The sequence below is a fragment of the Peribacillus sp. NPDC006672 genome, assembly GCF_050274955.1.
In the GTDB taxonomy this organism is placed as follows: Bacteria; Bacillota; Bacilli; order Bacillales; family DSM-1321; genus Peribacillus.
This window is the reverse complement of record NZ_JBNNOR010000005.1, coordinates 122,686-135,565: the sequence shown is the minus strand read 5'-3', so window position 1 is coordinate 135,565 and position 12,880 is coordinate 122,686. Positions and strand designations below refer to the sequence as shown.

The following is a 12,880-nucleotide window of genomic DNA, read 5'->3' as shown; positions in this document are numbered from 1 at the left end:
TTTTAACAAATTATATCATCGACACTTATAGTGTCAACCCAACAAGAACAGATGAACTATTGCTAGTAGTTGGGTTGACACTTTCTTTAATATATATAAATCAAAATGGATTTCTTCTTGAATTAAGCTAGCAAAATCTATAATGTTTTTCTCTAAATACATTGTAGGTTTTTCGTTATTTTCCACTTGAATTACAATCATAAAAAGAAGCTCTAAACCATATTTCTCTTTGAGTTGTTTTAATGCTTTCGTTTTCCCTTCAAGAGATTTTAGAATAGGATAATTATATATTGTCCATCCCCTCCTCCAATCCCTTCATTGCCTCATTAAATATATATAATTGTTACCGATATATAAAACAGGCTGGTTAATATATTACAAGAGGAAGGAATAAACAAAGATGAATAGACTAAGTACGAAAATAGGTTTTGTTCTTTTAACAGGTATGGTCGTCACATTAATTGGAAGTTTACTTTTGATGTATAAAAGTACAAATGATACAGTTGAGAAAACAATCGCTATGAGCAGCTTAGACATAGCAAGCAACGTCGCTCAAAGAATAAATCCAACATCTTATGTTAATTTTTTAAGTAATCAATCCGAAACCTCTACATATTGGGAAATACGTGAACAGTTAAACGATTTTAAACAAAAAACTGGAGCATTATATGTCTATACATTGGGGATTAACGAAAAAAGTGAAAAAGTTCATATTCTTATAGATGGAATGAGTAAGGGAGATAAAAAAGCATCGCCAATTTTACAACCTACAACTGCAACTACTTATCAGGATGTAGAAAGCGTAATGGAGGGAAAGGTTTCTACCACTTCCATTGTTCATGATCCTGATTATGGTGACTATTTATCCGTTTTTGTTCCAATAAAGAATGGGGACGAGGTCATAGGAATACTAGGGGTGGATATTGATGCCAGCAAAGTCAACGCTACGGCCAGCAAGGTTCTGGGTGGTACCCTTCCACTGATCATAATAATCAATGTAATCTTAATGGCAATCGTAGTGGGTGCCTTAATATGGTTCTTGACTAGAAAGTTAAGCCCCCTTCTCAAAGTCAGCTTGGCTGCAAAGGAAATCTCAAATGGAAATTTATTAACAGCCAATAAACTGATTAGTAACATAAAAGTAAATGGGAACGACGAAATCAAGGTTTTAGTGAAATCCTTTGAAGAAATGATTACCAATACAAGTATAATCGTCAACTCCATGAAAAGCTCATCATTCCAGCTATTGGAATCATCAAGTAATATCGAACACAAAATCAAAGAAATGGACACTTCCACACAATATATCGTTAAAGGCATTCAACAAGTTGCAGGAGCTGCAGAAATACAATTACACAGAAGTGAAGAATCATCGAGGGCCATCGAGGAAATGACCATAGGGATACAAAGAATTGCCGAAGCTTCGTCAGAAGTTAGCGAACAAACAAATCATGTTTCAACTAGAATGTCCATAGGAAATAAAGATATAAATGAACTTTCAAATCAAATTCTACAAGTAAAAGATGTGATGCTGCAAACATGTTCAGAAATAAAAAAGCTGGACGAACAAGCAAACGAGATTGTAAATATTGTACATTTAATTACTGGAATAGCAGAGCAAACAAACCTGCTATCACTAAATGCGGCTATTGAAGCTGCTAGAGCCGGTGAGCAGGGTAAAGGGTTTGCTGTCGTATCAAACGAGGTACGGAAATTGGCAGTAGGCACTAAGGAATCTGCAATCAATATACAAGAGTCCCTACTTAATTTTAAATCCATCATAAATAAATCAGTGAAAATGATGGAAAATGGAACTAAAGAGGTAGAGGAAGGGACAAAATTTGTCCTGAATACAAGAGAAACTTTTAAACAGACGATGAGCTCTTTTGAGCATGTTAGTGATCAAATACAAGAAATATCCGCCATTACAGAACAAATGGCAGCAAGTTCTCAGGAAATCAATGCTTCGATAGAAGATTTTGCCGGATTAACAAAGGAAACAGCTGTTGCATCAAAGCAAGTGGCACAATCAACCGACCAACAAGCAAAATCAATGGAGGACATCTCCTTCTCAACCTCTTCTATGGTAAAGCTCGCTACTGACTTAGAAACATCTGTGGAACAGTTTAACGCGTAAAAATCTTAAACTACAAATTCTATTACTATATTAAGAAAGGGATTTTGCTATTAATGCAAAATCCCCATTTTTATATTAAAATAAATTTACATTTGTGTATTTCCCTTCCGTGACATTCCCTTTAATTTAAGGCAAACTAATCTTTAGTCATATTCAACTGCCAGTTTACGGTATTAAAGAGTATAGATTAGTGTCAAATGAAACATCATTTTGGTACATATAATTTCTCAATATCCCTTCTTTTTTGAAACCTAAATTTGTCAACAACTTATTAGATGCATTATTTTCAATAAAAACAACTGCTCCAATACGCGTTAGGTCAAGCTCTTTAAACCCATAAGAAATCACCTCACTGGCAGCTTCTGTTGCATAACCGTTACCCCAATCACTTGGGAAAAGAGCATAGCTCAGTTCTGCTCTCTTATGTTCATGAGACCACTCTTGAAATCCAATTGTTCCAATAATGCCATCCTTCCCTTTCAATTCAATTCCCCATTTAATACCACGTTTTTCATCGAAGTTCTTTGAAAAATTCCTAATAATTTGCTTTACCTGATCTGTATTTGTTAATGGAGTTTGACCATAATATCTTAATACATCTGGATTGGAAAAACATTTTAATATATTTAATGCATCACCTTCAACCAATTCTCTCAAGACCAACCGTTCAGTTTTTAATATAGGAAACATTTTTCCACTCCCTTACTTAAAACTAGATTCCTCTTAAATCCAACTAGCCATTCGATTAGTTTAAACTTAGATAATTCAACTAAGTTTTCTACTCTATTAAGCAAATTTCCCATATACTCATCGTGCTTATTAAGATGTTTGTCCCCATAATTCAGGAGAATTAACTAGTTTATCGTAAAACTTTTTACGAATCTCATCATAAGATCCTTAAATATATCCTCCTTAAAAGCAGGATCACTTTTTCCTAGGGTTTAAGTTCTTATTAATAATCATAGATATTTTGCATTGTTAAAACCTAATGCGTTTTAAACCCACAGTAAAAGTTGTTTTTTGAAAGGGTACGCTATCCAAAGTTATACTGCCACCCATTTGCTCTACTAACCTTTTGGTAATGGTTAATCCTAATCCGCTTCCTTGATAACGGGTATTCCTCGAGTCTTCCAACGTATACATTCGTTCAAAGACTCGATCTTTATGTAATTCATTTATACCTTTTCCTTTATCTGATACTTCTACGTAAACATTATTTTCAGCTATTCTGAGCTTTAAATCAATCATTTTACCGTCAGATCCATATTGAATTGCATTAGAAATTAAATTATTAAGAACCCTCTCAATTGCATCTTCATTTCCTCTAACAAAGACTCGTTCTTCTGGTATGTCAATAGCTACCTGGAATTCTTTATTTATTAAAATTTCGTAGTAGTCCAATATTATCTTTCGGCTAATTTCACATATATCAATTCTTGAAGAACTTAATTTTTCATCTCCGGACTCCAGTTTTACAAGTTCAAAAAAGCGGTTTATTAAACCTAACACCTCTACAGTTTTCAAATTAACGGTTTTTAACAAACTCATAATCTTTTCTGTGGTTAGATTTTTATCATTATTAATAATCTCAATATAACCTAAAATAACCGTTAGAGGCGTCTTTAAATCGTGTGAAATATTTGATAGCATTTTTCTCATCGAAAGTTCCATGTTATTATAATTTCCTACTGTCTTTTGATTATGGTCTAAAAGACGGTTTATTTGTACTAACAAGGATTTTATATATTTATCATCCGTGTAAAGCAATAGCCTTTCGCCTGTTTCTTGATCAATAATTGCTCTAAGTTTATTGCTTATGTATTTAACTTCTGTCCTCTGTTTTACTCGACTTTGAAAAAAAAATATATTTACACCTACAGAGCATATTAATAAGATTACCACCAGATAAAACATTTTATAGATCCCCTAACTTATAACCTATTCCCCACAGAGTCTTTATGTATGTTGGATGAGATGGATCGTCCTCAATTTTTTCCCTAAGTCGTCTAATATGAACATTAATTACGTTCTCATCTCCGTGATAATCATCTTGCCATACGGCTTTATAAAGTTGGGACTTAGTATATACGTGAGAAGGATTAGAAATGAATATTTTTAAAATATTAAATTCTTTTGCTGTGAGATTAATCTCTCTATCGAGTTTTTTCACAGCAAAGCCATCCATATCAATACTTAAATCCCCTATTTTCACAATCTTACTTTTGTTTTCCTTTTTTTCCTCTGATGCTCGTGAACTCATATAGTGTGTCTCTCTTCTAATAGTTGCTTTAATTCTAGCTAATAATTCGAGCATAGAAAAAGGTTTGGAAATATAATCATCAGCCCCAAAGCCAAGACCAAGTGCTTTATCTACATCTTCATCTTTTGCAGACATAATAAGAACCGGAACCATACTTTTAGAACGAATTATTCTTAGACACTCCATACCATCTATTTTCGGCAGCATAAGATCAAGTAATATAACGTCATACGTTTGTATTTTCAGTGTCTCTAAAGCCTCTTCGCCATTAAAAGCCGCTGTAACTTCAAAACCTTCTTTGGTTAAACTTTCATTAACCATATCACTTATAAACTGATCATCTTCTACAATTAATATTCTGCGACACAAAGCTTTCCACTCCTCAAATCTTTTGTATGTTTTGACATTCTTGTTTTATTAAAATATGTATATATTTACAAATGAGAAAAGGATAAAAATACATAAAAAAAATAAAATACTCTTAAACTACAAGATTTCAATTAGAAATAAACCAAAATATTTTACGCTCTCAGTAATTCAATTTCATTATAAACCTTTTTTATCGAGAAGTAATATTTTTCATAATATGTTATTCAAATCCATTAAAAAAAACAACCATTCTGCACTGCATTAGCGAAAATTGGTTGTCAAATAGTTTTCTATACTCCACTCGAAAAAGATTAGTCTAATGCTTTTTCAAGCTATCTCCATTTTTATTAATGCTCCGTTAAGAGATATTCTAATTCTTTACTAATTTTTTTACACATTCAGGGCTAAGACTTAACTGACCGTGTAATAGAGATAGTTGCGTTCTGGAACCTCACCAGTAACTGCGTATCTACGTCAGAACAATTTCATCTTCCCTAACGAATATCTCCATTAGTGTATAAACATTTATACCTTTAGCATCAAGTAGCTCTTTTGGCATTACAATTCTTCCTAAACTATCTATTTTCCCTTAATGGGTTAATTTGTTACATTTATCACGCCATCGTTACTTGATAGACTTAGCTTATTATTCCCCTGGCCGATCTTGCCTTTTTTAAGCTCTTCAGTATCCTTATTTTTCTTAAGTCCATCTAGATTGAGTGTTATATCGGAAGAGTTACTCTTAGCAGTAACCGCTAGGGAAGTTGGAGCTTTATTATAAGATACACCGATGTCGCCGGATTCAGTATCTACAACTAAAGATTTTCCTTCTTTTATACCGTTGATTGAAACCTCTCCATCTGCAGAAGTAACCTTTGCCTTAGAACTGTTTACACCTTTCATATAGTTGTCGCCGCTTGTAGAAGTTATATTTAACTTTTTAAAAGAACTATCCTCAACTCTTAACATTCCATCCCTGGATACAAACTTCCCTGTATTAGCTGAAACACCTTTAATTTTCCCATCACCAGAATTGTTTTGAACTACAACACTATTAGTTGAAATTTCACTCATTTGTATATCCCCATCTTTATTAGTTAATTCAATATTGTTTATTCCTGATTTGGGGACATTAATATAAATTGTGCCTTTCTTACCAAAAGTAAACCCTCCAAAAAAGCCACTATTTTTTTGCTCTTTTTGTTTAATTACTAATGCTTCTCCAACTTTTTTGAATGTAACTGGATCTTTCCCTTTTTGTTTACCCTCAGCGGAAACAGTTACACCTTTTGAATTGCTCTTTTTAAACCTTACGTCCCACGAATCATTATATACTTTTAAAGTTTCAATATTCTCTGCATTATAAGACTTATTGTTCTCAAAATTTTTTGTCTCTGCAACATAGGCACTAAAAGCAAATCCACCAATTAAAACTATCGCTACAGAAGTCGATATTATCTTTTTCATGCCTTTTCCTCCTAATTGCATTGTGAAGGTAATTATGTTCTTATTTATACTACGTCGATTTTATCTACCTTACGATAAGAAAGGTAACCAATTAAAAGTCCAAATAAACAAAATACGGTAGGAATTATAATGAACTGACTTAAACTGACTTGTTCTCCTCCATTAGAAATTGTCGCGTTAATTAAAACCCCAATTATTACAGCCCAAGTAATTGTAGCAGCGGTTGATTTCTTTCTCATACCGAAAAATAAAGGAATTAGACTCACACCAGCCATCATTAGAGCGCTAATAAGAGTCGAGGGCACAGTAGAAATAATTTCACTCATCTTAACAGATTTCTCAAATAAAAATAAATGTGGACTGATCCAGAAAACTAACAAATTAATAACAAAAGTTGCAATAACAATACTTCCAAAACAGAATATAAAAACAATAAATAGTTTAGCTTGCATTAATTTTTTTCTTTGTAAGGGATAAGTAAATAGCAAATGGATTGTTTTATTTTTATATTCATCAATTACTAAACGGGATAAAATTACAGCAGCAAAACTGATGAATACAATATTAATAAAAATATTAGTTAAAGACATAAAGGCTGCATATCCGGGAAACATAGGTTCAATTTCGTTTCTAGATCCCCATCCCATAAGAGCAACCAAAGCAAAGATTACTAAAATCCAAATTGCTACTCCTTTAAAATAATGTGACAAGTGATGTTTCTTGTACTCTAATTTCATAAGTTTTAACATTTTAAATGCCTCCAGAATTTAAGACGCTCTATCTAAGAACTTTTAACTTTAAAAAGATGCACCCTAGCAAAAAGATATTTGCATAAAAGTTGATTATTTACACTTTTATAAAATTTTGAAATGAGATTAAACGTGTATTCCCTCACCGTTCAATGAGCTTAAGAAATACTCTTCCAATGAACTATGTTCTTTATTAATACTTTCTAAACCAACATCATTCATAACAAACGCTTTAGAGATTTCTTGCTGCGTTAAAGCTTTTTCATAGATACGAATTATTTGTTCATCAATAATTTTAAAATTTCTTATTCCTAAATTTTGCTCTAAAATATACAACGCTTTCTTTACATCTTGAACTTTTACTTCTATATACACAGTTTGTTTTCCGTTAATACTCTGCATAGATACTTCTTTTATTAACTTGCCATTTTGAATAATGCCAATAGTATCTGACATCTGTTCCATTTCGGCTAAAATGTGACTAGAGATTAATAATGTAATTCCATACTCTCTACAGAGTATTTTAAAAAGGTCTCTTAACTCTTTTATACCTATAGGGTCTAGTCCGTTGATTGGCTCATCTAAAACTAGAAGTTCTGGTTTTGTTGAAATAGCTCTAGCTATTCCTAATCTTTGTTTCATTCCTAACGAAAACTCATTAACTTTTTTATTTTCAATATTATGTAACTTCACAAGCTCAATAGCGTGATCAATAGACTTCTTATCGTAATAACCCATATATTCACAATGGAAATATAGATTTTCTTTAGCAGTTAAGTTCTCATAGAAAATTGGATATTCAATAATTGTACCCATTCGCTTTAGGACTTCAAATGACGTGTTAGTTAATTTCTCACCGAAAATCTCAATTTCCCCACTTGTTGGTTTAATTAAGTTTGTGATCATTTTCATAATGGTTGTTTTACCAGCGCCGTTCGGACCTAAGAAGCCATAAATCTCTCCTTTTTTCACGTGCATATTAACTCCAGAAACAACCTCTTTTCCTTCAAACAATTTTGTAAGTTGGTTAGTTTTTAATATGTATGTCATTTGTTTTCCCCTTTCAATTTATATCCTATTATATAAAATAAAGTTCTCTTTTCTCTTACTCAAATCTTACGTTTTTCTTAATTTCATTTTTTTTACAGGTGAAAACCGTTAATTAATATTGTTTTTAAAGAATGAAGGGCCATCTAAATTAGTGAACTGCCCCGATAGTTTATTAATAAGAAGATTATAAGGACCACGGTTCCTTGAAATTACTTCATACAAGTCCCTCCGCATTGCCCCGCTTAGATAGGCATGAATTTTTGTGCATCCACATTTTTTCATGGTCCATTAATTTCGATCAATCACCTTTAGGCCTCCATAAATTTGTAGCTCAAAGCGTCCTACCCTAGCTACTGATATAACAGACTTCCATTTAAAAAAGGTCAACCAGTATAATAAAAACCGGCTAACCTTATAATAAGAACGGACCGTTTAGCTCTATGAGGGCTTGATAGTAAACTCACTTTTGTTTTTCCATGGCTTCCTAATCTATAAACAGATTATATGATATATAGATTTTCAATGAATACATTAATTGAATATTCTCTCCCTATTATTGATGCCATTTATTAGGATTTGCTGTTATGTTCCACTGTTATTATCACATTTCCCTTCTTGTGTCCTTTCTCGTCTCTATGGGCAATAACTGTCTATCCTGCTCCGATAGTTTAAGAAAGAATAACCCAAACACTAAATTCTGGCAATCAAAACTAAAGTGAGAGCCATTTTTATAGGAATGATGTTAACAGGATTCTTGAATGTTATGCTTTCACTTTCATTGCATTATTCGGATCCTATCCAAGAAGCGATTAACTTTTGAATAATCTCATTAACCAGGTTTACAATAGCTTACTCACCTTCATTTATCTTCATGCCTCTAATAAGTACCTCAGCCACCTCGGGACGCGTAAACTCAAGTGGCGGGATAAGTCCCTTCCGAAGCATTTCCCTGACTTTGGTCCCACTTAATATAAACCTATCTTCATCTTTATGGGGACATGTTTTCATGGAAGCCATGTTCAAGCATTTTTTGCAGTAAAAGCTATGTTCAAAGAACAGGGGTTTTATGCCTATTTTCAGGGGGTCAAACTGGCTAAAGATATCTTGGGCATCATATGTGCCATAATAATCGCCAACACCTGCATGATCTCGGCCGACAATAAAATGTGTGCACCCATAATTCTTACGAACAATTGCATGAAATACTGCTTCCCTTGGCCCTGCATAGCGCATTGCCGCTGGGTATATGGCAAGCAAGACCCTATCCAATGGGTAATATCCTTTTAGTAAGGCTTGATAGCTTTCCATCCGAACATCTGCAGGTATATCATCTTTTTTCGTTTCACCGACAAGAGGATGCAATAATAGGCCATCAACAGTTTCCAATGCTGTTTTTTGCAGGTATTCATGGGCCCGGTGTACAGGATTCCTCGTTTGAAACCCAACAACAGTATTCCACCCTAAATCATTGAACATCTTTCTCGTTTCGGAAGGTTTCAAATGAAATTTTTCGAATGGCTCATGTGATGCCCCATTTATTAAATAAATAGGTCCTGCGACATATATATCCCCTTGTCCAAACAGCTTTTTAACCCCAGGATGGTTGGGATCTGCTGTTTTATAAACGAGTTCGGCTTCCTCCTGTTTATCGTATTCAAACTTCTCTTCCACCTGAACGATACCAATAAGTTCCCCTTTATCACTGTATAAAGCGACTTCATCCCCAATGTTCAGCCGACTTGCCTCTTCCTTCGTGACAGGAAGAGTGATCGGTATCGTCCATGGTAAGCCATTTGCCAGATGCATATCTTTGATGACGCTCAGGTAATCCTCTTTTCCCATGAATCCTACAAGCGGGCTGAACCCGCCGTTTGAAATCATTTCCAGATCGGAAACATTCCATTTCGAGATGGTCAGGGAGGATAAGGATTTACACTTTTCCAAATATTCTTGACGGTCAGTTCCTGATAATTCACGTTGAACCAATTTCCCGCCATGTGGATCGATAATATTCCTTTGTGCCTGCATTTATAACCCCTCAATCATTAGATTTTGTTTGTTTCATATTCTCCTTTTCAAATTCGGACATGTGCAAGTTAAAGACCATTATCCTTTAAATATTTCATGACCTGCTGCACGCATTCTTCAATGGTGTATTGACTGGTTTCTATAATTATCTCTGGATTTTCAGGTTCTTCATAAGGAGCCGAAACGCCTGTGAAGTGAGTGATTTCACCAATTCTAGCTTTCTTGTACAATCCTTTTGGATCCCGTTTTTCACAGGCTTCGATGGGACACTTTACATAAATTTCAATAAACTCATCCTGTTGTACCTTTTTTCTTACTTCTTCCCTGTCACTCGCATAAGGCGAAATGAAAGTGGCCAACACTACTATTCCGCTATCCACAAAAACTTTGGAGACTTCCCCGATTCTCCTTATATTCTCTTTACGGTCATCCGAGCTGAAACCAAGGTCTTCATTCAATCCATTGCGTAAATTATCTCCATCTAAAATATATGTCGAAATTCCCTTCGCATACAGTCTTCCTTCAACCAAATTTGCGATGGTAGACTTACCCGACCCTGATAACCCTGTAAACCAAAGAATATAGCTTTTATGTCCGTGCAGAGTTTGCCTTAGCTCTTTCGTAATGGTATAAGGATGTTGATGGATATTCTCTTGTTGACTCACACTATCTCCCCTTTATTATTTATGGAACCCCTTTTTGTTGTTCCTGATGACAAAGACTAAAGAACCTGCCCACCCGATCAATATCAGAATATATATGACGGGTACCCAATGATCATGAATGGTCCAAGTGACAATCAGCGTCCTGGCATTCGTCAAGATGATAAAACCCCCAACAAGGACGCCCAATAAATAAGATGGTAATTTCGTAACGATCCAGGCAGCAATCGGGGCGGCAATAATGCCGCCAACCATTAGGGAGATTACCCAAAACCAGTTGACTTCCTGCCAACCTAATGCAATGACGAATCCTAAGGTTGCGGAAACAGCAATAGCAAACTCGCTTGTGTCAACAGTACCAACCACTTTTCTGGCAGGAACACCTTTTTGGGATAATAGGACAGGAGTTGTGATGGGGCCCCAACCTCCCCCACCGGTTGCATCCGCGAAACCGGCTATCAATCCTAATGCTATCGATTTTTTTCTAGATAGATTAATTGATTTCTTTTCACTTATTGTCTTAGACGTTTTTAAAAAGCGAAAAAGTACATACACGCCAAGAACCAGCAAAAATAATGAAATGTATGGTTTTATCACATCACCTGGTAAATTACTTAAAAAACATGCTCCTGCAAATGCCCCAACAGATCCTGGAATGATTAATTTGAAAAGGGCTTGGCGGTCCACATTTCCGAACTTCAAATGAGAAATGCCTGATGCCGCAGTTGTCACCACTTCTGCCAAATGAACGGATACAGAGGCCACTGCCGGTGCGATTCCGAATGTCAGCAACAACGATGTGGATGTAACCCCATATGCCATACCTAATGACCCATCGATCAGCTGAGCCAAAAATCCGATAAACGCGAATATAATGAGCTTTCTCATTTTCTCCTCCTACATAAGCATTCCCTTATTTTTATTACGTATATGTTGCCAAGCTTCTGTAACTCACCAATGGCTTACGCTCGTCCAATGTCGATTATCTGAATTAAGTCTTTCTAACAAAAGCTTTTTCCAATTGGTGACAATCCTCTATTGTTAAGGAAAAATGAATGATTTCTATAAGATATGCAAAGAGCTTTATGTATGTTAATAGACTTAAGATGATGGTGGAAAATTAATTTGGACACTCTCGACGTCTTGTGATGATATCCAAGCTAAAGAAGCCCCTGTTTAATAAACAAGGACCTTCATTATCCATCATGATCATCTATTGTTTCCTAAGTTCATTTACCAATAATTGTTTCATTTTGGCATGATGTCGATTAACCACAAGCCTATTTTCCAATTTGATGTTACCTTCTTGCTTTTTAGAGCCCATTTCTGTATGAATCCTATAAAGTAATAGGGGTTGAGGCACAAAGTGAAATTTGAAATTTTGCAGGATACGCAACCATAAATCATAATCGTGTGTGTATTGAAGCGTTTCATCAAAAACTCCGATGAGCTCGAAAACCTTCCTGTGAATCATGACTGAGCAGCCGTTAATAATGTTCCCTCTGATCATTGCTTTAAAAAGTTCAAGTTGATTAGACGGGTATATCCCTATTAGGGGAGTAATAATCTCTCCATCATCATCAATGCAGTAATAACTGGTATAACTAAAATGGGCATTTTCCCTTTTCATTAGATCCAACTGGACTTCCGTTTTTTCTGGGTAAAAGATGTCATCAGAACTAAGCCAGCATAAATAGTCACCTGTTGCATTTTCGATTCCGGTATTCAAGGCACTGGCCGTCCCGCCATTTTCCTTTTTAATGTAAATGATTTTATCCAGAAACGGATCGATTTTTTCTGAATATAATGTAGAGCCGTCATTGACTACGATAATTTCAATATTTTTGTAGGTTTGATTGACCAAACTCTCCAAAGCTTTATCAATATATGGACAATTATAAAATGGAACAACAATCGAAACTTTAGACATTTATGAACCGCCTTTCAAATACTCACCATTTATTTCATGAACATCAGGACTATCTGTTTATAAATAATGATTCATTTTCATTCTTATATTTATTCACACCTATTAAGAAATGTACTATTCACGATGAGAGTCATCACAAACGGCTATAAATCCGATTTGTGAATCATACGTATATTACATGGCTATTTGTCACATCCATTCAAAATGGAAGGATTTATGGAAACTGTT

The 12,880-nt window shown here is 34.7% G+C and carries 11 protein-coding genes and 1 pseudogene; 1 reads left to right on the top strand and 11 read right to left on the bottom strand.

Annotation, left to right across the window (positions count from 1 at the left end):
- Positions 1 to 33: 33 nt before the first annotated feature.
- Positions 34 to 276: pseudogene (locus ACQKKK_RS10105) on the bottom strand (DUF4279 domain-containing protein); the annotation flags it as partial.
- Positions 277 to 400: 124 nt separating this feature from the next.
- On the opposite strand from ACQKKK_RS10105, the gene ACQKKK_RS10100 reads away from it, so the two are divergent.
- Positions 401 to 2,137 carry a methyl-accepting chemotaxis protein gene (locus ACQKKK_RS10100; protein WP_427616009.1) on the top strand — a complete coding sequence of 579 codons (1,737 nt, stop codon included), beginning with the start codon at positions 401 to 403 and terminating at the stop codon, positions 2,135 to 2,137.
- A gap of 165 nt (positions 2,138 to 2,302) precedes the next feature.
- On the opposite strand, the gene ACQKKK_RS10095 is transcribed toward ACQKKK_RS10100, so the two are convergent.
- The 10 genes from ACQKKK_RS10095 to ACQKKK_RS10050 form a co-directional block, all read right to left on the bottom strand.
- Positions 2,303 to 2,827: a GNAT family N-acetyltransferase gene (locus ACQKKK_RS10095; protein WP_427616007.1), complete on the bottom strand. Its 525-nt coding sequence runs from the start codon at positions 2,825 to 2,827 to the stop codon at positions 2,303 to 2,305.
- Positions 2,828 to 3,115: 288 nt separating this feature from the next.
- Complete coding sequence (locus ACQKKK_RS10090) at positions 3,116 to 4,051, bottom strand: sensor histidine kinase (RefSeq protein WP_427616005.1); 936 nt, start codon at positions 4,049 to 4,051, stop codon at positions 3,116 to 3,118.
- A gap of 1 nt (position 4,052) precedes the next feature.
- Positions 4,053 to 4,766, bottom strand: coding sequence for a response regulator transcription factor (locus ACQKKK_RS10085; protein WP_427616004.1), 714 nt, complete (start codon positions 4,764 to 4,766; stop codon positions 4,053 to 4,055).
- 597 nt (positions 4,767 to 5,363) lie between these two features.
- Positions 5,364 to 6,233, bottom strand: coding sequence for a DUF4097 family beta strand repeat-containing protein (locus tag ACQKKK_RS10080; RefSeq protein WP_427616002.1), 870 nt, complete (start codon positions 6,231 to 6,233; stop codon positions 5,364 to 5,366).
- Between the two features lie 44 nt (positions 6,234 to 6,277).
- Positions 6,278 to 6,982 (bottom strand): ABC transporter permease, encoded by a 705-nt coding sequence (locus ACQKKK_RS10075; protein ID WP_427616001.1) that lies wholly within the window; start codon positions 6,980 to 6,982, stop codon positions 6,278 to 6,280.
- A 126-nt stretch (positions 6,983 to 7,108) separates the two neighbouring features.
- On the bottom strand, positions 7,109 to 8,032 hold the full coding sequence (locus ACQKKK_RS10070; protein ID WP_427615999.1) for an ABC transporter ATP-binding protein: 924 nt from the start codon (positions 8,030 to 8,032) through the stop codon (positions 7,109 to 7,111).
- Positions 8,033 to 8,881: 849 nt separating this feature from the next.
- Positions 8,882 to 10,060 (bottom strand): sulfate adenylyltransferase, encoded by a 1,179-nt coding sequence (sat, locus tag ACQKKK_RS10065; RefSeq protein WP_427615998.1) that lies wholly within the window; start codon positions 10,058 to 10,060, stop codon positions 8,882 to 8,884.
- A gap of 68 nt (positions 10,061 to 10,128) precedes the next feature.
- On the bottom strand, positions 10,129 to 10,725 hold the full coding sequence (gene cysC, locus ACQKKK_RS10060; protein ID WP_427615997.1) for an adenylyl-sulfate kinase: 597 nt from the start codon (positions 10,723 to 10,725) through the stop codon (positions 10,129 to 10,131).
- Between the two features lie 15 nt (positions 10,726 to 10,740).
- Positions 10,741 to 11,610 carry a sulfite exporter TauE/SafE family protein gene (locus ACQKKK_RS10055; RefSeq protein WP_427615995.1) on the bottom strand — a complete coding sequence of 290 codons (870 nt, stop codon included), beginning with the start codon at positions 11,608 to 11,610 and terminating at the stop codon, positions 10,741 to 10,743.
- A gap of 325 nt (positions 11,611 to 11,935) precedes the next feature.
- The gene (locus ACQKKK_RS10050) at positions 11,936 to 12,652 is read right to left on the bottom strand and encodes a glycosyltransferase family 2 protein (RefSeq protein WP_427615993.1); all 717 of its coding nucleotides are present in this window, start codon (positions 12,650 to 12,652) and stop codon (positions 11,936 to 11,938) included.
- Positions 12,653 to 12,880: the final 228 nt, after the last annotated feature.

Coding starts and splice junctions, on each gene's coding strand:
- ACQKKK_RS10100 (WP_427616009.1), top strand. CDS start 401: ATGAATAGACTAAGTACGAAAATAGGTTTTGTTCTTTTAACAGGTATG.
- ACQKKK_RS10095 (WP_427616007.1), bottom strand. CDS start 2,827: ATGTTTCCTATATTAAAAACTGAACGGTTGGTCTTGAGAGAATTGGTT.
- ACQKKK_RS10090 (WP_427616005.1), bottom strand. CDS start 4,051: ATGTTTTATCTGGTGGTAATCTTATTAATATGCTCTGTAGGTGTAAAT.
- ACQKKK_RS10080 (WP_427616002.1), bottom strand. CDS start 6,233: ATGAAAAAGATAATATCGACTTCTGTAGCGATAGTTTTAATTGGTGGA.
- ACQKKK_RS10075 (WP_427616001.1), bottom strand. CDS start 6,982: ATGTTAAAACTTATGAAATTAGAGTACAAGAAACATCACTTGTCACAT.
- ACQKKK_RS10070 (WP_427615999.1), bottom strand. CDS start 8,032: ATGACATACATATTAAAAACTAACCAACTTACAAAATTGTTTGAAGGA.
- sat (WP_427615998.1), bottom strand. CDS start 10,060: ATGCAGGCACAAAGGAATATTATCGATCCACATGGCGGGAAATTGGTT.
- ACQKKK_RS10055 (WP_427615995.1), bottom strand. CDS start 11,610: ATGAGAAAGCTCATTATATTCGCGTTTATCGGATTTTTGGCTCAGCTG.
- ACQKKK_RS10050 (WP_427615993.1), bottom strand. CDS start 12,652: ATGTCTAAAGTTTCGATTGTTGTTCCATTTTATAATTGTCCATATATT.